Annotated in this window: 16 protein-coding genes; 7 read left to right on the plus strand and 9 right to left on the minus strand. The window is 71.2% G+C overall.

Features of this window, described 5'->3' with window-relative positions:
- The first annotated feature begins 127 nt into the window (after nucleotides 1–127).
- From HHX30_RS32310 to HHX30_RS32320, 3 genes are read left to right on the plus strand one after another with little or no spacing between them, the layout of a single operon-like run.
- Nucleotides 128–895, plus strand: a complete 768-nt coding sequence (locus tag HHX30_RS32310) for a DUF4239 domain-containing protein (RefSeq protein ID WP_169986763.1) — start codon at nucleotides 128–130, stop codon at nucleotides 893–895.
- Between the two features lies 1 nt (nucleotide 896).
- Nucleotides 897–1,559 (plus strand): hypothetical protein, encoded by a 663-nt coding sequence (locus HHX30_RS32315; RefSeq protein WP_169986765.1) that lies wholly within the window; start codon nucleotides 897–899, stop codon nucleotides 1,557–1,559.
- Between the two features lie 45 nt (nucleotides 1,560–1,604).
- Nucleotides 1,605–2,465, plus strand: coding sequence for an SAM-dependent methyltransferase (locus HHX30_RS32320; protein WP_249350682.1), 861 nt, complete (start codon nucleotides 1,605–1,607; stop codon nucleotides 2,463–2,465).
- Nucleotides 2,466–2,517: 52 nt separating this feature from the next.
- Here HHX30_RS32320 and HHX30_RS40935 read toward each other — a convergent pair whose 3' ends face one another.
- The 6 genes from HHX30_RS40935 to HHX30_RS32350 all read right to left on the minus strand — a co-directional run bounded on the left by HHX30_RS40935 (nucleotide 2,518) and on the right by HHX30_RS32350 (nucleotide 11,395).
- Nucleotides 2,518–5,955 (minus strand): helicase HerA domain-containing protein, encoded by a 3,438-nt coding sequence (locus HHX30_RS40935; protein WP_249350683.1) that lies wholly within the window; start codon nucleotides 5,953–5,955, stop codon nucleotides 2,518–2,520.
- On the minus strand, nucleotides 5,952–6,689 hold the full coding sequence (locus HHX30_RS32330; protein WP_169986766.1) for a hypothetical protein: 738 nt from the start codon (nucleotides 6,687–6,689) through the stop codon (nucleotides 5,952–5,954). Before HHX30_RS32330 ends, HHX30_RS40935 begins: the two co-directional genes overlap by 4 nt.
- Nucleotides 6,682–7,749 carry a DUF559 domain-containing protein gene (locus tag HHX30_RS32335; protein WP_169986768.1) on the minus strand — a complete coding sequence of 356 codons (1,068 nt, stop codon included), beginning with the start codon at nucleotides 7,747–7,749 and terminating at the stop codon, nucleotides 6,682–6,684. The genes HHX30_RS32330 and HHX30_RS32335 overlap by 8 nt, the downstream gene beginning before the upstream one ends.
- Nucleotides 7,750–8,090: 341 nt before the next feature.
- On the minus strand, nucleotides 8,091–8,489 hold the full coding sequence (locus HHX30_RS32340; protein ID WP_169986770.1) for a hypothetical protein: 399 nt from the start codon (nucleotides 8,487–8,489) through the stop codon (nucleotides 8,091–8,093).
- Between the two features lie 250 nt (nucleotides 8,490–8,739).
- Nucleotides 8,740–9,483, minus strand: a complete 744-nt coding sequence (locus HHX30_RS32345) for a hypothetical protein (protein ID WP_211592875.1) — start codon at nucleotides 9,481–9,483, stop codon at nucleotides 8,740–8,742.
- A 145-nt stretch (nucleotides 9,484–9,628) separates the two neighbouring features.
- The gene (locus HHX30_RS32350) at nucleotides 9,629–11,395 is read right to left on the minus strand and encodes a 5'-nucleotidase C-terminal domain-containing protein (protein ID WP_169986774.1); all 1,767 of its coding nucleotides are present in this window, start codon (nucleotides 11,393–11,395) and stop codon (nucleotides 9,629–9,631) included.
- 121 nt (nucleotides 11,396–11,516) lie between these two features.
- On the opposite strand from HHX30_RS32350, the gene HHX30_RS32355 reads away from it, so the two are divergent.
- Nucleotides 11,517–12,515, plus strand: coding sequence for a DNA polymerase ligase N-terminal domain-containing protein (locus HHX30_RS32355; RefSeq protein WP_169986776.1), 999 nt, complete (start codon nucleotides 11,517–11,519; stop codon nucleotides 12,513–12,515).
- 68 nt (nucleotides 12,516–12,583) lie between these two features.
- Nucleotides 12,584–12,952, plus strand: a complete 369-nt coding sequence (locus tag HHX30_RS32360; RefSeq protein ID WP_169986778.1) for a hypothetical protein — start codon at nucleotides 12,584–12,586, stop codon at nucleotides 12,950–12,952.
- 12 nt (nucleotides 12,953–12,964) lie between these two features.
- Here HHX30_RS32360 and HHX30_RS32365 read toward each other — a convergent pair whose 3' ends face one another.
- The gene (locus HHX30_RS32365; RefSeq protein WP_169986779.1) at nucleotides 12,965–13,582 is read right to left on the minus strand and encodes a sigma-70 family RNA polymerase sigma factor; all 618 of its coding nucleotides are present in this window, start codon (nucleotides 13,580–13,582) and stop codon (nucleotides 12,965–12,967) included.
- A 204-nt stretch (nucleotides 13,583–13,786) separates the two neighbouring features.
- Between HHX30_RS32365 and HHX30_RS32370 the strand changes: the two genes are divergently transcribed.
- Complete coding sequence (locus HHX30_RS32370) at nucleotides 13,787–13,954, plus strand: hypothetical protein (protein WP_169986781.1); 168 nt, start codon at nucleotides 13,787–13,789, stop codon at nucleotides 13,952–13,954.
- A gap of 23 nt (nucleotides 13,955–13,977) precedes the next feature.
- On the opposite strand, the gene HHX30_RS32375 is transcribed toward HHX30_RS32370, so the two are convergent.
- Nucleotides 13,978–15,225 (minus strand): site-2 protease family protein, encoded by a 1,248-nt coding sequence (locus tag HHX30_RS32375; protein WP_169986783.1) that lies wholly within the window; start codon nucleotides 15,223–15,225, stop codon nucleotides 13,978–13,980.
- Nucleotides 15,226–15,479: 254 nt separating this feature from the next.
- On the opposite strand from HHX30_RS32375, the gene HHX30_RS32380 reads away from it, so the two are divergent.
- Nucleotides 15,480–15,914 (plus strand): ester cyclase, encoded by a 435-nt coding sequence (locus tag HHX30_RS32380; protein WP_169986785.1) that lies wholly within the window; start codon nucleotides 15,480–15,482, stop codon nucleotides 15,912–15,914.
- Between the two features lie 67 nt (nucleotides 15,915–15,981).
- Here the strand turns inward: HHX30_RS32380 and HHX30_RS32385 are convergent, their stop codons facing one another.
- Nucleotides 15,982–18,303, minus strand: a complete 2,322-nt coding sequence (locus tag HHX30_RS32385) for a cellulose binding domain-containing protein (RefSeq protein WP_169986787.1) — start codon at nucleotides 18,301–18,303, stop codon at nucleotides 15,982–15,984.
- Nucleotides 18,304–18,340: the final 37 nt, after the last annotated feature.

The following is an 18,340-nucleotide window of genomic DNA, read 5'->3' on the forward strand; positions in this document are numbered from 1 at the left end:
CGCCGATCCTGCCACGGCCCGCCCCGGCGACCGGGGCAGGCCGCGCCGTCGCTTTCGCTGGTCAATGGTTACTTGTTGTGATAGTCATCTCACTACATGTAATCAGCAAAGTTTCTGTGGAGATGCCATGCTCATAGGCGTACTGACCGTCGCGGCGGCCGTCGGACTGGTGGCCGTGGCGGCCCTTCTGTTCCGGGCGCTGGGCCGGGGCACCGACGACCGCGATCCCGGCGGCACGTCCGCCGGGCACGCCGGGTCGATGCTCTCCTCGCTGTTCCTGCTCGTGTTCGCCATCGCGATCGTCGTCCCGTGGACCTCGGCCGACTCGGCGCGGCAGAACACCTACTCGGAGACCCAGGCGCTCGTGGAGGCCTACTGGGCCGCCGCGCCGTTACCCGCCCCCGACGCCGCCCAGGTGCGGGAGGGACTGCGGGAGTACGCGCGGTACGTCGTCGAGGACGAGTGGCCGCAGATGGCGGCCGGACGCCTCGGCACCGAGGGGACGGCGCGCCTGGAGGCGCTGCGCGCCCGCGTGACCGAACTGCCGGTCACGACCGACGAGGCGCGCGACGCCAGGGACGCCGTGCTGGAGCGGATGACGGACATGTTCTCCGCCCGCCGGCAGCGCGCCGCCGACGCGGGCACCGAGCCGCCGCCCGGCGTCCTGCTCCTGACGGTCCTCACGGGCGTCCTCGTCATCGTCTTCCCGTTCCTGGCCGGGGCCCGGCCCCGGGGGCTCACGCTCGTGCCGGTGACGGCGATGGCGGTCCTGCTCGGCGTCGGCGTCTACCTCGCCTGGAACATCTCCCACCCGTTCAGCGGTGGCCTGGCGGTCAAGCCCGACGCGTTCGTGAGCGCCCTGCACGAGTTCCAGCGGATCCCCGAGGGCCGCTGACATGGGCAGGACGGCGGGCCCGCGCGCGGTCGTCGCGGTCGTCTCCGCCTGCGCCGCGCTGACCTGCGCCACGCTGACCGCCGCTGCTCCCACGCCGGTTCGGGCCGAGCGGCAGAGTGCGGGCACGGCCGGCAGCGCGGCGGGCAGCACGGCGGGCAGCACGGTGACCCGGACGGCGGGATCGGAACGGCCGGAAGCCAGAGGGGTGGTGCGGGCAGCCGCGGGCGTGTCCCTCAAGGCGGACGATCCGGACGGACCCGGCCTGCGGGTCGGTGTCTGCCTCGACGTGGACGTGATCGTCGGCCTGCACGCCGAAGTCGGCATCGGAGGGCCCGGCTGCACGCCGCCGACGCCCGTGCCGCCGCCCGCGCCCTCGCCTGAGCCGCCGCCACCGTCACGGGCACCCGAGAAGCCCGCACCGGCGCCACGGCACTCCCCGCACCGGGTGGCGGCCGCGCCCCGGCCGCCCGCCGCGGTGCCGTCGCCCCGCCCTCGCCCGACGCCGCGGCCCACCCCGTCGCCGTCGAGGTCACCGGTCTACCGCGTGCCGGCCATGCGCGCGGTCGCCCCGGTGCGGCACCGCAACCCTCTGGGGACTCTCACGGTCGTCGTGGTCCTGTCGGTGGCGATCGCCGCCGCCGGTGCCGCCGCCTTCCGGCGGTAGGAGAACACGGACATCACGCGTTACATTGGGCTCGCAATCTCGATCATGAAATACCGCGGTCGCGCGGTGAAGGACGTGAGCCCTATGACGGCCGAGCAGGCGCCTCGTGGAGTCGATCCGAGCATTCCGAACGCGGCCCGCATGTACGACTACTTCCTGGGCGGCAAGGATAACTTCCAAGCCGACCGTGACCTGGCGAACCTGGTGCTGAGCGTGCTGCCCGAGACCAAGGAGGGCACCAGGCAGAACCGCCGGCTGATCGGCCGGATCGTGCGTTACCTGGTGGACCAGGGGATCAGGCAGTTCCTCGACCTCGGGTCGGGACTTCCGGCGCAGGACAACGTGCACGAGGTGGCCCACCGGCTCGCGCCCGACACGCGCGTGGTCTACGTGGACAGCGATCCCGTGGTCTGCGCGCACGGCCGGGCGCTGCTGGCCGACCCCGACCGGGTGGCGATGATCCAGGCCGACGCGCGCCACCCCGCGGAGGTCCTCGGCGACCCGCGGGTGCGCGAACTGATCGACTTCGAACGGCCGGTCGCGGTGCTGATGATGTTCTTCGTGCACCTGGTGCCGGACGAGGACGACCCGCAGGGGTTCGTCGCCGCCTACCGGGAGGCCCTCGCGCCGGGCAGCTACCTCGCGCTCTCGCACGTCTGCGGCGACGCCGCCCCGGAGCGGATGGACAAGATCGCCGACTTCTATCGCCAGGCCAACGTGCCGTTCGTCCCCCGATCGCGTACGGAGATCGCCCGCTTCTTCGGCGATTTCGAGCTGATTCCTCCCGGCCTGGCCAGCGGCTCCGGGCCGGAGAACGTCTGGCCGTTCGGCGACGAGGAGACCTCGATGTTCGCCGACGAGGAGACGGCTCGCATGGGCTGTGCGGGAGTGGGCCGCAAACCCTGACGCGGGAGCCGGCGCCGCGCCCGAGGGCGGCGCCGGCTCCGCGCGCCTTCGTTCAGGACCGGTTCGCGCGGGCCACGACCTCCTCGCTCGTCAACGGGCTGCTCGGGTGATGACTCAGGCACAGCGGTGTGCGGACCTTCGTGAAGGACCCGCCCTCGAACGCCGCGTAGAACTGGCCGGACCGCAGCCTCGACACGTCGAGGACGTCGCCGCCCTTGGCCCTGGCCAGCTCCCGCGCCGCCGTGATCTGGGTCGGCGCGTTGAGCAGGCCGAAGAACTGGGTGGCGGCGTTGCCCGTGATCCGGTTGTGCAGGCCCTTCGGCGCCTGGGTGGCGAACACCAGCCCGAGGCCGTACTTGCGGGCCTGGGCGGCGAGGGCGAGCGTGCTCTGGGTGCACACGGTCGCCGTCCCCGACGGGGCGAACGTCTGGGCCTCGTCCATCACGAACAGCCCGCCGAGCGGGCGGTCTCCGGCGGGATGCCGCTTGATCCAGGAGAACAGCGCCATCTGCAGCTGGTTGACGAAGCCCTGCCGCTGAGCGTCGGAGGCCATGCCGGTGAGGCTGATCACCGACACGCGGGCCCGCTTCCCCTCCGGCGGCGTCAGCAGGACACCGGGATCGACGGGCGTCCCGGTCCCCGCGAACAGGGGATCGCTGATCGTCTCCGCCCTCAGGTGCTGGGCCATCTCGGTCGCGAGCCTGGCCGCGCCTTCGAGACTGCTCACGCCGTCCGGCAGGTCGTCGAGCAGAGCGATCAGGCCGCCCAGCCCCGTGCCGCCGCGCCGCCCGTAGTGGGCGACGGCCTCGCGGAGCACCGCACGGCCGAGGTGCGCCCTGGCCGCCCTCGTCTCCAGCTTCGCCCGGGGCACCAGCGCGGCGACCGCGGCGTCCACCGCCTCACCGAACTCGTCCGCGTCGTCGGCGATGCTCGCGAAGTCGGGCAGCGGCTGGAAGCTCAGCGGGCGTCCCGACTCCTTGCGCGGCGTCCAGATCACCACGTCGGTGTTCGCCAGGTAGTCGTCGGCCTTGGCCGCGTCGCCCTCGCCCCACTCCGCGGGTGGCTCCGGCCACCGGTCGCCGAGCCGCGCGAGGTCGTTGTTCGCGTCGAGGACGATCGCCGAGACCCCCTGAAGGGCGCACTCCTCCACGAGACGGCGGATCAGCACCGTCTTGCCGGAGCCCGAGCCGGCGAAGACCGCCGTGTGCTTACGCAGGGTCTCCATCGGGATCCGTACCGGCCGGTTGTCCGAGGTCGCCGCCCCGATCGTCAGGTACGGAGCCGTCGTGACCTCGTCCACCGGCGACGGCGTGGGCGGGTGGGGCTCGACCACTACCTCCACGACCGGCGGATCGGCCTGCGGCGTTTCATCGGAGGGCGGAAGCGGCGGCCAGACCTGCAGATCGGGATTGGTCGTGCCGGGGCCGCCGGGAAGTGTGACGCTCGGGCCGGCCGGTTCCGGCGTCCCCCCGGAGGCCGGTGACGGCGCGGTACCGGGGCCTTGCGACGGCGGGGTGCCGGGGGATGGCGCGCCGGTCGCCGGCCGTGACGTGAGTCGTGGCACGGCCTCCCACTGGAGCAGCTGCCGCTCGGGATTGGCGGTGCGCCGGGTGCGGCCCAGCGATCGGGGCGTCCGCGAGGACATCTCGCTCCCGGTGCCGGACACGCGCGGAACGGCCGCGTCGCTGAGCGCCTCGGCGAACAGCTTCACCTCGCTCGTCGGTCTCCGGGAGACGAGCCAGGCCTGGAGCTCCGGCGGGTTCGCGGCGATCAGGTCACGAAGCGCCGCGAAGATCCGGAGGTCGTCCTCCTCGATCTGGAGCACACGGCCGCCCGCCTGCTCGAAGGCCGTGAGCGCCTCCTGCGTCACCGGTCCCTTCGCCCAGCTCTGGTTCCTGAGCACGAACAGTTTGCGCGCGGGTATCCGCTCGTCGAGCCCGGCCGCCGTCGACGCGGCCTTCAGCCGGTTCAGCGCGGCGATGTGATGGGACGCCGAGATGGCCCGGAAACACCAGTGGGCCTCGTTCTCCGTCGCCTCGTCCAGCGTTCTGCGAAGACGGGCGTGCAGGGGCGGCTTCGTGCTCGGCGGCGGGTCCTGGGCGAACAGGCGCCCGTCCTCGCCCTGCTCGGTGATCCAGGCGGACAGTCCGGCCGACAGCAGGCGCGGCATCACGGCGTCCTCCGTGATCGGGTCCAGCGCCTCCGCCACGTCCGCCCGCTTCCGCAACTCCGCGAAACGCTTGTCCAGCTTCGTGAAGTCGTTCGGCGGGCCGATAATGATCCGACGGTCTCGGTCAGGTGCGCTGCCGGTCAGCCGTTCCAGCTCCGTGACCTGCCCGCTCGCCAGGCACGACCGCACGTGCTTGTCGATCCGGATGAGCAGTTGGCGAGGGGTGTACTGGTTCGCCTCCTCGAACGCCTTCGGCTTCAGCGGCCAGGTCGGATACGGCGGCATGAACCCGGCCGCTGCGTACTGCGCCCCGAAGCGCTTCTCCACCAGCGCGATGCCGGTCGGCGCATCGGGGATGCCACCGAGCGGCGTGGTCTCCCGGAACCGGTCCTGCACCGTGTCGGTGGCTTTCGTCCTGATGAGCTCCCATGTGGTTGGAAGGCACGAGAGGACGGTCAGTGTGCGCCGGGTCATCTCCCGGAGCGCCATCAGGCCGCCCGCGATCCCGTCCAGGACCGCCGTCTGAGGCCAGGACTCCTGGCCGCCGTCCGTCATGGCGACGGACGACTGCGCGATCAGGACGTCGATCTGGTCCACCGCGATGACGGCGGGCCCGGTGAGCGCCACCAGCCGGGACAGGTCTCTGACGATCTCCTGCGGGGACTTGGCGATCGGGGTGAAACCCCAGCGTGCGCGTTCGCCCGGCTCTCCTTCCGGCGCGGAGGTGAGGTAGGCGTCCCCGACATCCTGCGCGGAAAGGTCGCCGCAGGCACGCAGGACGAGGGCCCTCGCGACGTCCTGGGCGACGCCGCCGACGTGCCGGTCGTACCGGCGAAGGGCACGCACGAAGGCGTCCAGGTCCCCCTGGGAGAGCGCCTCCTCACCGGTCACGGGCCGCCGCGCGTCCTCCGGCACCTCGGCCAGCAGGCAGAGGCGCCACAGAAGCTCCTTGAGCTGTGTCCCCGATCCCGGAACCGGCCGGGAAAGGCTGTCCAGCATGGACAGCAGCACGCTCTCCCAGAAGCTCCTGGCGTCGAGCAGACTAACCAGGAAGAAGTAGCCGTCCTCCTCGTGGACCTTCTGCCTGACCCAGCCGAGCAGGTGCGTCTTGCCAGTGCCGCGCTGCCCCTGGACGACGACGCCGATGGGGCTCGCGTCGGCGCTCTCCTCGGCCTCGATGAACCCGTCGAGGATGGTCTGCGCGGTCTGCCGGTGCAGGGCTCCGACGTGGAACGGGAGCGGCCGCCAGACGTCGTCGGGAACCTTGGCGTAGTTGAACCGCAGCGCCGCCAGAGCGTCCAGTTCCTTGCCGGTCATCATGCCCCGATCCAGATGCGGTGCTTGGGCTGGTCACCGATGACGACCGCCGCGTCCCGGTCGGCGGGCGTGAGGGTCTTCTGGTTCTCCCAGGGGACGAGACGCACGTCGGGGAGGGCGATCATCCGGCGGAGGGTGGCGTCGACCTCGTCCCTGGGGGCGTCGCCCAGCAGCGGGCGCAGCCGGGTCAGGCTCACCCAGGCGTTCGGCTTGTCCGCGAGCTGCGCGTACGCCTTGCGGATCAACGTCTCGATGTCGTCGGACGGGCGCGCGAGCACGTTTGAGGTGGCCGCCTCCACTGTCGCGACCGGCTCTGCCGCCGCCTCTGCCGCCGCCTCTGCAGTCGGTGCCTCGGTGACCGCCGGGACGAGGTCCTCCTCCCGGCCGAAGATCTCGGCGAGCGGGGCGCCGCTCCGCTCCAGGTGCCGCTGGAATCCCGAGACCATGGCCCGGACGACCGCTTCGAGCAGTCGTGGGGCGAGACGGCTGGATTTGGGGATGCCCTCACGGAACATCGCGGTGGTCCTGGCCCAGCCGTCGTCGCTCAGCGTGTAGGTGAACGACGGGCCTCTCTTCCCGACCTCGATCAGCTTGAGCCGCTGCAGGTGCTCGCGTTCCTTTTTGCCGATCTCGAAGCCGAACTGCTCGCTGAGTTCCGGGTTGGTGAACTCGCGGGCCTCGGCCATGAGCAGCAGGAGGATGGCGGTCTCGCGCTGGGATAGCGACGTGTCAGGCATGGAGTGACCCTTCGAACGTTCCACGGCGGCACTGGTGGAGGAAGCGTTCCAACTCGGCGAGCACGGTGCCGAGACGCTCCAGCACCTGGTCGTTGGTGAAGCGGCGGACGGCGTAGCCGTCCCGGCGCAGGCGCAGGTCGCGCTGCCTGTCCGAGGCGAGGCGGCGCGGGCTGAGATGCTCGGGGCCGTCGATCTCGACCACGCAGCGCTCGGTCCGCCAAAGCAGGTCGACGCGGATCGGGTTTCTGAGCGGTCCGGAGGCGTGGAGCTGGTTCCACTCGCGGCCCGCCGCCCAGGCGCACGGCGACAGCGCCGCCTCCAGCCGCCGCTCGGCGGCGCTGCCCGGGTGCGGCGACCCGGCGAGAGGCGGGAAGGTGAGCGCCGGCGGCGGAAACCTCTCGGCGCCGCCGGGCGCGACCTCGCGGACGAGGGCGGCCACCGTGTCGGGGATCGGGGCGGACACACTCTCGATCCGGTCCACGAAGCGCGGGGGAGGACCGGTGAGCCAGATGCCGAACCCGCCGTGGTGGGCCAGCCATTCGCACGCCGCGACCAGCACCTCCTCCGCGGACGGAGTGAGATCGGGCGGCATCCGTACGAGGATCGCGGCCTCGGCCCGCCGGTAGCCCGAGCACAGCACCCGGGCCAGCCCCGCGGCGCGGATCTCGGGCGGGAACGTCCCGGCCCGGCCCGCCGTGCCGCCTCCGGCCGTGACCCCGTTCGCGGCGGCCCGCTCGCGCAGTGCTCTTTCGGCCAGGTGGGCGAGGAAGGGCGCGAAGTGCCGGGTGGCGGAGCCCGCACGCAGGGCGTGGGCACGGACGGCGGGGACGGCCGCCCCGCCGGTTCCGGTGATGCCGTCCGCCTCGGGCAGCCAGGCGGGGAACATCGCCAGCGCGGCGGACTCCAGCTCCCTCAGCACGTCGGCGACCACGGCCGCGGGGGTCCCGGCCGGGCGGGGGACGTAGGTGACCAGCGCGGGTGCGTCATCGGGCAGGGGGCCGATCGCCAGCGCGACGGCGTCCGGGTCGCCCTGCAGATGCACGTCCTGTCCCGCGTGCAAGTGCACGTCCTGTTCTGCGTGCAGATGCACGACCCGGCCCGTGGGAAGCTCCCTCCACGAGCGCGCCACGCCGTCCCCGCCCTGTCGTTGAAGATCCGACAATCTTGACCCGGCAGAGGGTATCGGGCAGTGACAGGACCGTCCACAGAATCGGGAATTTCCGGTTCTGTGCTCCTGTGCCCTCGGCCCACACCGCTTGTCCGCAGCTCGGCGGACGGCGGGAGCGGCGATCCCGGGGCTCGCGTCAGTCGGCGCGAGCCGCACGGTTCCCCGGGCTGTGCGGCGAAGGTCGTGACGCGGCCCGTGCCCTCGGCCGGACGGCACGGGCCCCGTCGCCGCGGTTACGGCCGATCGCCGATCTTCTCGACCCAGCCGGAGGATTCGTACCCGGTCTTGGCGCCGTCGGCGGACACGATCGCGGCGCCGGAGCGGCCGATCGGGTCGGTGACACCTCGTTCCAGCCTCAGGCCCGGCTGATCGGCGAGGATCCGCAGCATCGCGGCCCGGGTGGCCGGAGTGGTCGGACCGGACAGCACCAACCTCGTCATCCAGAACGTGAATTCCCCTGCGGGTTCTCCCCGCCGATGGGCCTCCAGCCAGCGGCGCAGGCCTTCGACCTCGCGGGGCAGCCGCCAGAAGTCGTCCTGGGACAGGCTCTCGCCGCCGATGCTCGTCAGCAGCGTCATCCGGAAGTCGCGGGTGCGGGGCGTGGGTTTCGCCTTCGCGGTGGCCCCGCCCACGACGACCTCGGCGTCCAGGCCGCTCGTGGTCCGTCCCCGGCCGGTCTCGCCGTCGTACCTGCCCGGTTCGCCGGGGCGGACGCGACGCCGCCGGCCGGTGCGCCCGCCTGGCCGGGCATTGTGGCACCGGACATGAGGGCCGGGACCGCCAGCGCGGCGGCCACGGCTGCCGCCGCGCCCGCGAGCACCAGCCGGGTATACGGGTGCGGGGCGGCGAGAGGGACGGCCGGCGATCGCGAAATCTCGCGAACTACGCCGTCTCGGATCTGATCAGACGGAGGAACGCCTTGATGCCCGACAGGACCTCCTGGTTGTCGGTGAGGCGGCTGAGGGAGTCCTCGAACGTCCTGCCCATGGCGTCGAGCCGGTGGTCGAGAGCGTCCCCCCGGGCCGTGGCCGTGTGGAACCCGGCGCGCGTCTCCCCCGCGAGGGAGTCGAGGAGCTCGGCCAGCTCGGCGGCCCGGGCCTCGGACTCCTCGGCCCGCGCCTCCAGCGCGTCGACGCGCCCGGTCAGCGTGACGACGTCCTCGCGGGGATAACGGACCTCCTCCAGCATCGTGGTCATCCGGCTGCGCAGGTGGGAGAACCAGGCTCCGGCCGGCCGGAAGAACGTGCCGAGCAGGTAGAAGACGGCGAAGTAGTAGCCGACGGTCTCGCCGGAGAAGTAGGTGATCGCCGCGAGCAGGACGGCCGACACCAGGTGGGCGGCGACGGCGGCCCGGCGCATGCGTACCGCGATGCGACGGGCCTCCGCCTCGCGCTCCGGCGAGACCGCCACACCGCGCTCGCGGCTGACACGTATCTCGTGGATCAGGGTGTGGGCCTGGAAGTACAGGTTCCACGGCACCGTCAGGAGCACGATCAGCCAGAGCAGGCACAGCGCCCCGAAGCCCAGCGAGACGACCACCGGCGGCGGCACGTCCACCACGTAGACGAGGACGATCCCCGCGATCGTGGAGACGATCGTGAGAAAGACGATCCCGCTTCTGCTCACGGTCATCCTTTCCGTCGGTGTCGTGACACGTCAGTGTCGCCGCCGGATCGGCGCGCGGGCATGAGCGCAATCACCCAAGATCGGGTGAGTACGACCGCTCAACGGAAAAAGGGGGTGGCCCGGGACCCGGACCACCCCCCACTGGTCAGTTGAAGACGGGGACCCCGTCGCGGACGAGCTTCCAGTTCGGCTCGGCGAACGTCGCCGGGTCGATCGTGCCGGTCGCGGCGGCGTACTCGATCAGCGCCTGGCGGATCTCCACCTGGGCGTTGTAGACCACCGGAGCGGCCGAGACGTGCGGGAAGCCGCCGCCGCCCGACTGGCGGTAGTTGTTGATGGCCACGACGAACTGCTGGTCGGCGGTGACCGGCGTGCCCTGGTAGGACAGGCCGGCGATGCGCTGGCCGACCGGCTTGGAGATGTCGATGTCGTACGTCACACCGGAGAGCTGGTCGTAGTTGTAGTCGGGCGTGCCGCCGGCGTTCGTGAGCGTGCCGAGGTCGACCGGCGCACCCGGGGCGACCTGGGCGAAGTACTTCGCCGAGTACTCCAGGAAGTCCTTGATCTGGGCGCCGGTCAGCTTGATGCCGAGCAGCGTGTTGTCGTAGACGTACAGTCCGGCCATGTCGCGGACGCTGACCGGCCCGGCCGGGAAGACGGCGGTGCGGCTGAACGGCGCGGCGATCGACAGCACCGGCAGCGAGGCGTCGGCGGTGCCGGCGATGGCCTTGCTCACCAGGTCGGTCTGGACCTTCTGGATGTAGTCGAGGATCGGCGTGTCCTTGTACGGCGACTCGGCCGCCGACAGCTCCTGGGTGGACTGCGCGATGACCTTGTTGACGTAGCCGACGGTCTTGTCGTGCTGCGCCTTCATGAGCGCGACGATCTTCGGGTCCTCGGTCACCGTGTTGGTGTTGAGCGTGGTGGACGACTTGCCGGTGACCGCCCACTTGCCGCGCTGCTTGGCGAGTGTGAAGTCGACGACGCTGAGGCGCTGGCCCCACCTGCTCGGCTCGGTCAGCAGCACCTGCTGACCGGTGGCCTTGTTGGTGACGAAGCGCTGCGGCACGTCGTTGTGGGCGTGGCCGAACAGGACGGCGTCGATGCCGGGCACCTGCTCGGCGACCATGGCGGCGGCGTTCTCCACCGGCAGGTCGGAGCCGTACGACGACAGGCCGTTGTCCCCCGCGTGGGCGGTGACCAGGACCACGTCGGCGCCGAGGCCGCGGATGACCGGCACCCACTTCTTCGCGGTGTCGACGAGGTCGAGGAACTTCAGCTTCCCGTCGACGTTCGCCTTGTCCCAGATCGCGACACCGGGGTTGGTGAGGCCGAGGACGCCCACCTTGATCGGCTTCTCGCCCTTCACCTTCATCGTCTTGAGGACGAACGGCTGGTAGGCCGGCAGGCCGGTCTTGGCCGAGACGGCGTTCGCGCCGAGGACCGGCGCCTTCATCTGCTCGACCCACGCGCCCAGCAGCGGCAGGCCGTAGTTGAACTCGTGGTTGCCGAGCGTCACCGCGTCGTACCCGATGGCGTTCATGGCCTTCGCCATGGGGTGGGTCTCGCCGGTCGAGGTGATCGGCTCGATCTTCGCGTAGTAGTAGTCCAGCGGCGTGCCCTGGAGGGTGTCACCGGAGTCGAACAGCAGGGTGTGGCCGGCGCCGCGGTCGGCACGGATCTGCGACACCATCGTCGAGATCTTCGCCAGGCCCACGTCGTTGTGCGCGCTGTCGTCGTACTCCGCGTTCTTGTAGTAGTCCCAGTTGAGCGCGTTTCCGTGGATGTCGGAGCTGGCCATGATGGTGATCTTGACCGGGTGGCTCGGGGCCGCTGTGGCGGGCGTGCCGGGCAGGAGGAGACCGAGGGCCACGACTCCGGCGCCCGCGGTCAACCTGATCGCTGAACTCATGATGGCTGACGATAGTAAGGCGTAGTTACCGGGTGGTCACGAAGTTCTTAACCGGACATGTCGCTACAAGGTGACACGCTTGTCACTCACGGTCCGCCGCGCGCTGGGTAGGACGAGTGGGATGGCGGACAAACTCGAGACCTACCGGGCCAAGCGCGACGTGACGCGCACCAGCGAGCCGATCCCCGCCGAAGGGCCGCTGCCGCGGGGCGAGGACGACACGTTCGTCATCCAGGAGCACCATGCCCGGTCCCTGCACTGGGACCTGCGCCTGGAGCGGGGCGGGGTGCTGGTCTCCTGGGCGATCCCCAAGGGCCTGCCGCCCGACCCCGCGACCAACCATCTCGCCGTCCACACCGAGGACCACCCCATGGAGTACGCCCGGTTCGAGGGCGAGATCCCCAAGGGCGAGTACGGCGGCGGCACGATGACGATCTGGGACCGCGGTCACTACGCGACCGAGAAGTGGAGCGACCGCGAGGTCAAGATCGTGCTGAGCGGCTCCCGGGTCGCGGGCCGCTACGTGCTGTTCCGGACCCGCGGCCGCAACTGGATGATCCACCGGATGGACCCGCCCAGCGGGCGGTGGGAGCCCCCGCCGGCCTCGCTCGCGCCGATGACGCCGGTGACGCGCGCCCGCGCGCCGCGCGATCCCGGGGCGTACGCCTGGGAGTTCTGGTGGGGCGGCGCGCGGGCGCTCGCGTACGTGGAGGGGGGCAGGCTCACCCTGCGCGACGCGCGCGGCGCGGACGTCACGGGGGAGCACCGCTGGCTGCGCCCGATGGCCGAGTCGTTCGGCAGCAGGGCCGCCGTCCTGGACGGCGAGGTCGTCACGTTCGCGGGCACCCCCGTCTACGTCGCCTACGACCTGCTCCACGACGACGGCCGGTCGTCGCTGGACGAGCCGTTCGAGCGCCGCCGCGCGGGCCTGGAGAGCCTCGGGGTGAACGGGCCGCGCTGGCAGACGGCGCCGTCGTGGCCCGGAGAGGTCAACGCCGTACGGCGGGCGGCGGCGGAGCAGGGCCTGCCCGGCGTGGTGGGCAAGCGCCTCGACTCGGCGTACGCGCCGGGGGAGGAGTCCCCCGCCTGGGTGCGGCTGGCCGGAAAGGCAGCAGGGTAAGGCCACAGGGTGAGGCCACAGGGTAAGGCGGGTGGCGCGGGGTAGGGAGGACGAGGGGAGGTGTCGACATGTCCGAGCAGCACCACCCGGTCACCGGCGAGCACAAGTACGAGCAGGAGATCGGCGCCCCGGACGAACACGAGGAACGCCCGGGCCGCAGCCTGATCACGACCGATCACGACGTCATCAAAGGGTGGGCCGAGGAACGGGGTGCCAAACCCGCCACCGTCCCCGGCACCGAGCACGAGGGCCGTCCGGGGGTCCTCCGCTTCGACTTCCCGGGATACGGCGGCGGCGACCTGCAGGAGATCTCCTGGGACGAGTGGTTCACGACGTTCGAGGAACGCAAGCTCAACTTCATCTACCAGGAGCACCGCAGGGACGGCAGCCCGAGCAACTTCTTCCGGCTGGAGAACCCCGAGCGCGAGGACGCCTGAATCCCTGTCCGCTCAGGTCTTCCCGCCGTCCGGTGCCGCGGCGCTCGCCGACCGGATCAGGCCGAGCTCGGCGGCGTAGTCCTCCAGCTTGGCCCGCAGCTGCCGGCGTCCCCGGTGCAGCCGTGACATGACCGTGCCGATGGGAACGTTCATGATCTGCGCGATTTCCTTGTAGGCGAATCCCTCCACGTCGGCGAGGTAGACCGCCAGCCGGAAGTCCTCGGGCAGCTCCTGCAGCGCCTGCTTCACGCGGGAGTCGGGCAACCCCTCCAGGGCCTCCACCTCCGCGGACTTGAGCCCTGACGAGGTGTGCGAGGCCGCCTCGGCGAGCTGCCAGTCCTCGACGTCCTCGGTCGCGGCCCGCTGCGGCTGCCGCTGCTGCCTGCGGTAGGTGTTGATGTAGGTGTTGGTCAGGATGCGGTACAGCCAGGCCCGCAGGTTCGTGCCCTCGCGGAACTGGTGGAAGTTGCTGAAGGCCCGCATGAACACGTCCTGCACCAGGTCTTCGGCGTCGGTGGGATTGCGGGCGAGCCGTAGGGCGCCGGCGTATATCTGGTCGATGTACGGCAGCGCGTCCCGCTCGAACCGCAGCCGCCGTCGGTCGACCGCCGTGTCGTCGACGATCGTCATACCCCCACCTCCCTGAGAGCCTGCCTCTATCAGTTACGACCGCTTTGTCCGGTCCGGCCGCACGGTCCGCCTACCCCTGGTCTCCCTTTCAACACGGCTCGCGGGGCTGTTTTCGGCTACCGCGGCCGTCCCCGCGACATGGCCGAATGTCCGCGCCGCCGGGGGGTACGCCGAGATGGATGGGCGCGGCCCGAGGAGGAAGCCATGCCGAACGACAACGCGGAGCCGGAAGACCGGATCCCGGAGCGGCTGCCACCGCTGGCGCAGTCACCCGACGCCGAGCCCGGGGCCGAGCCCGGGGGAGGGTCCGGCGACTGGCACGCCGCCGGCGCCGACTCGCCCGACGACGTCGAGGAACCCGCCGACGACTGACCCCGGCGGCGTCCAGGCGGCGTTCAGGCGGCGTCGCGGCGTCCGGCCGGCGGGGCCGCGCCACCGGGAGCAGGGCCTCTGGGAGTAGGGCCGCCGGGAGACGGCGGGGCGAGGTCGGCGCCGCGTGGCGTCCGGTACGGCTCGCGCGCCCGCAGATCCACCGTCTGGATGGTCCGGCTGATGTCGGTCGGGGTGACCAGGCCGACGAGGCGGCCGTCGTCGCCGAGCACCACTGCCCGGCCGTCCGTGCTGCCGCTCATTCGCTGCAGCAACTCGGTGAGCTGGTCGCCGGGGCGCGCGGAGGGTACGTCCGCCGGTGGGCACGCGATGTCCCGCAGCCTGGTGGTCGCCCGGTCGTCCGGTGGCACGCGCCGGACGCGCCCCAGCGTCACCAGCCCGGTGAACCGGCCCTCGTCGTCCACCAGCGGATAGGTGGACAGGTGGTGGCGAAGCACGAGCCGGTCGACCAGGCCGGCCACCGTCTCGTCCGGATGAGCGACGACGGGGTCGCGCGACATGACCTCGCCCACCGTGATCCCGTGGAGGGCGGCGTCGATCTGCGTCTGCTGCTCCTCCGCGGTGGCCGCGTTGACCAGGAACAACCCGATCAGAGCCAGCCAGAAGCCCTGGAGGCCGAGGCCGGAGACGAGGTTGAGGAAGCCCAGCGCGATCAGCGCGTACCCGAAGACCCGTCCGGCCCGGGCGGCGGCGACGGCGGCCCGCATGCGGTCGCCCCAGCGGGCCCACAGGAAGGCGCGCAGCACCCTGCCGCCGTCCAGCGGCGCGGCGGGCACCAGGTTGAACACGGCCAGCAGCACGTTCACCGCGGCCAGGTAGCCGAACATCCCGCTGACCAGCGGTGGTGCCCCGACGACGGAAAGCGCCCAGGACAGGAGGGCGAAGACGCCGGCGAGCACGACGCTGGTCAGCGGCCCCACCCCGGCGATCTTGAGGTCGGCGCCGGGGGAGCGGGGCTCCCCGCGCAGTTCCGCGACCCCGCCGAGCAGCCAGAGCGTGATCCCCGACACCTCGACGCCGTGCCGCCTGGCGACGAACGCGTGGGCCAGCTCGTGCGCGAGCAGCGAGGCCATGAAGAGCAACGCCGACACCAGCGCGGCCAGCACGTACGCCGCGACCGGCAGGCCGGGAAAGGCGATGGGGAAGCGGCCGAAGGCCAGCCCGACCACCAGGATCACGACGATCACGAGGACGCTGATGTTGAGCCCGACCGGGACCCCGCCCACGCGGCCGAGACTGATCGATGATCGCATCCTGCCACCCCCTCGGCCCTCCGCAATGATTGGCTTACCCACAAAGGCGCAGGTCACGCGGTAGTTGGGGATTGGAGACCTCGACGCCCGGTCAGCGGGACGCCGCCGGAACCGCCGTGCGGAAACCGCGTGACCGTGTGGGAACCGGAACCCGCTCGTGGTGCTCCCACGAGGTAATCGTGGGCAGGGCCTGACCGGCCTCTGGCTAAAGTTGCTGCCCTGCGTTACATACCGACCGTCGAAGGACTGTCGCCATGTCCGATTCATGGGCTGTGAAACGCCGGCTGGCCGACGCGCTCAACGAACACGACCTGGAGGGCGTGCTCGAGACCTTCAGTCCGGACGCCGTCCTCGTCTCGCCCTTCGGTGTGGCGGAGGGACATGAGCAGATCGCGTGGATGTACGAGCAGGTCTTCAAGAGCTTTCCCGACTTCCAGCTGATCGTGTGGTACGAAGCCGTCAGCTGCGACGTGCCCTTGATGGTGGAGTGGACGGCCACGGGCACGCACCTCGGGCCTGTCCTGCTGCCGAACGGGAGCGAACTGGAGGGGACCGGTCGCCCGGTCACTTTCCGCGGCACCTGCGCGTCCTTCGTCGAGGACGGCAAGATCAAGACCCACCGGGAGTACTTCGACCAGTTGGAGCTGTACACCCAGCTCGGTCTGTGCCTCACGCAGGCCCCGGGCTGAGCGCTTCTGGCGTGCTCGGCGGCGGCCGCGGACCTCGCCAGGTATGTCCGCGGCCGCCGCCGGGGGATCACCTCAGATAGATGTTCGGTCTGGCGGGCGTGGCCATGCCGTCCCCGAGGAAGAAGCCGGTGTGGGGCGGCTGGTTGTAGGCGGTGTTCTGCCAGGCGATCGCGAGCCGGTACACCGGATCGTGCATCAGCGTGTAGATCTGCCGGCTCGCCGTCGCGGTCGTGCTGTAGATCCGCAGGGCGGTGTTGTCGCTCGTCGGCCAGACGACCTCCTCGCGCCAGTCGCCGAACAGGTCGGCCGACAGCGAGGGGGTGGACTTGGTGCCGTTGTTGGAGTGCACCCCGCTCGCCGTCAGCAGCCGGGTGTCGGAGCCGGTGCCGTACTTGTCGATGTGGGTGCCGTCGAGCAGCTCCCGGACGGGGTCGGCGTCCCACCACGCGAGGAAGTTCGCCGAGCCCGGCTTGCGCCCGACGTTCTGCCCCTTCGTGTTGTAGATGCCGCTGACGGCGGACGACCACGACTCGGCGCCCGGACTGCCGGACCAGACGTCGTCGGAGACGCCGCGCCCGTTGTCGCAGCCGCAGGAGGCGTTGCTCCAGATGATCGAGCCGGTGCGGGCGTCGGCCATCCACGCCGCGGGCTTGCTGGTGTCCTCGTCGACCTTGAACACCTCCAGCCCCGCGCGTGACGGGTCGAGGTCGCCGACGTGCAGCGCGTCGCCGTGGCCGTTGCGGGTGTTCCACAGCGCCGAGCCGTTGTCGTTGATCGCCATCGCGCCGAAGACGATCTCGTCCTTGCCGTCGGCGTCCACGTCGGCGACGGCCAGGTTGTGGTTGCCCTGGCCGGTGTACTGACTGCCGGCGGAGTTGGAGTCGAACGTCCACCGCTTGGTCAGCGAGCCGTTGCGGAAGTCCCACGCCGCGATGACCGTACGGGTGTAATAGCCGCGCGACATGATCAGCGACGGGCGGGCGCCGTCGAGGTAGGCGGTGGCGGCGAGGAAACGGTCGACCCGGTTGCCGTAGTTGTCACCCCAGGAGGAGACCGTGCCGCGCGGCGGGTCGTAGTTCACGGTGGACATCGCCTTGCCGGTCTGGCCGTTGAACATCGTCAGATATTCGGGACCGGACAGGACGTAGCCGGAGGAGTTGCGGTAGTCGGCCGAGGAACTGCCGATGACGACGCCGGTGCCGTCCCTGGTGCCGTCGGCGGTCTTCATGGCCACCTCGGCCCTGCCGTCGCCGTCGTAGTCGTACACCTGGAACTGCGTGTAGTGGGCGCCGGCGCGGATGTTGCGCCCGAGGTCGATCCGCCACATGCGGGTGCCGTTGAGCTTGTACGCGTCGACGAACACGTTGCCGGTGTAGCCCGACTGGGAGTTGTCCTTGGCATTGGACGGGTCCCACTTCAGCACGAACTCGTACTGCCCGTCGCCGTCCAGGTCGCCCACGCTCGCGTCGTTCGCGCTGTAGGTGTAGGCCACCCCGTCGGGCGTGGTGCCGCCGGACGGCGGCTGGATCGGCACGTCCAGGTAGCCGTTGGCCAGGCGCAGCGACGTCTCCGACGCCGCCTGCTCGGCGCCGTTCACCACGGCCCGCACGGTGTACGTGGCGTCGGCGGCGGCCCCGGAGTCGAAGTAGTTCGTGGAGGTGGTGATCGGCGAGGAGTTGAGCTTCGTGGACCCCCGGTAGAGGTTGAACCCGGTGCCGATGTCCTCGGTGCCGAGCAGCCGCCAGGAGACCAGGTTGCCGCTGCCCGACCGCACGCTGATCAGGCCGCGGCCGAGGTCCTCCATCTGCCGTGCGCCCGCCGGGATGCTCGTGGGGCTCGCCGAGGGGCTGGGCGACGGGCTCGGCGACCGCGTCGGGCTCGCACTGGGAGAGGCGCTGGGAGAGGCGCTGGGAGAGGCACTGGGGGACGTACTGGGGGACGTACTGGGAGACGCACTGGGGCTGCTCGTGACCCCGCCGGTGCAGGTGGTGCCGTTAAGCGCGAAGCTCGCGGGCACGGGGTTGGACGAGTTGTTCCACGAGCCGTTGAAGCCGAACGACGCCGTGCCGCCGGTGGGAATGGCCGCGTTGTAACCGGCGTCCTTCGCGCTGACCTGCGCGCCGCTCTGGGTGACCGTGGCGTTCCACGCCTGCGTGACGGTCTGGCCCGCGGCGTACGACCAGGTGAGCGTCCAGCCGTTGACCGCGTCGCCGAGGTTGGTGATCGTGACGGCGGCGCCGAAGCCGTCCTGCCACTGGTTGGTCACCTGGTAGTCCACCCGGCAGCCCGCCGCCGCCGAGGCCGGCAGGGCGGGCAGGACCGCGGCCCCCGCGAGCGCGGCGGCCGAGGCCACGGCGGCGAGCAGGGCGGATCTTCGTCGTGTGGTCATCCAAACTCCAAGGGGTGCCGATGGGAACCGACGGCGG

Origin of the sequence: Microbispora sp. H10836, from assembly GCF_012999525.1 — a bacterium.
Taxonomy (GTDB): Bacteria; Actinomycetota; Actinomycetes; order Streptosporangiales; family Streptosporangiaceae; genus Microbispora.

Coding starts and splice junctions, on each gene's coding strand:
- HHX30_RS32310 (WP_169986763.1), top strand. CDS start 128: ATGCTCATAGGCGTACTGACCGTCGCGGCGGCCGTCGGACTGGTGGCC.
- HHX30_RS32315 (WP_169986765.1), top strand. CDS start 897: ATGGGCAGGACGGCGGGCCCGCGCGCGGTCGTCGCGGTCGTCTCCGCC.
- HHX30_RS32320 (WP_249350682.1), top strand. CDS start 1,605: ATGAAATACCGCGGTCGCGCGGTGAAGGACGTGAGCCCTATGACGGCC.
- HHX30_RS40935 (WP_249350683.1), bottom strand. CDS start 5,955: ATGATGACCGGCAAGGAACTGGACGCTCTGGCGGCGCTGCGGTTCAAC.
- HHX30_RS32330 (WP_169986766.1), bottom strand. CDS start 6,689: ATGCCTGACACGTCGCTATCCCAGCGCGAGACCGCCATCCTCCTGCTG.
- HHX30_RS32350 (WP_169986774.1), bottom strand. CDS start 11,395: ATGAGTTCAGCGATCAGGTTGACCGCGGGCGCCGGAGTCGTGGCCCTC.
- HHX30_RS32355 (WP_169986776.1), top strand. CDS start 11,517: ATGGCGGACAAACTCGAGACCTACCGGGCCAAGCGCGACGTGACGCGC.
- HHX30_RS32360 (WP_169986778.1), top strand. CDS start 12,584: ATGTCCGAGCAGCACCACCCGGTCACCGGCGAGCACAAGTACGAGCAG.
- HHX30_RS32365 (WP_169986779.1), bottom strand. CDS start 13,582: ATGACGATCGTCGACGACACGGCGGTCGACCGACGGCGGCTGCGGTTC.
- HHX30_RS32370 (WP_169986781.1), top strand. CDS start 13,787: ATGCCGAACGACAACGCGGAGCCGGAAGACCGGATCCCGGAGCGGCTG.
- HHX30_RS32375 (WP_169986783.1), bottom strand. CDS start 15,225: ATGCGATCATCGATCAGTCTCGGCCGCGTGGGCGGGGTCCCGGTCGGG.
- HHX30_RS32380 (WP_169986785.1), top strand. CDS start 15,480: ATGTCCGATTCATGGGCTGTGAAACGCCGGCTGGCCGACGCGCTCAAC.
- HHX30_RS32385 (WP_169986787.1), bottom strand. CDS start 18,303: ATGACCACACGACGAAGATCCGCCCTGCTCGCCGCCGTGGCCTCGGCC.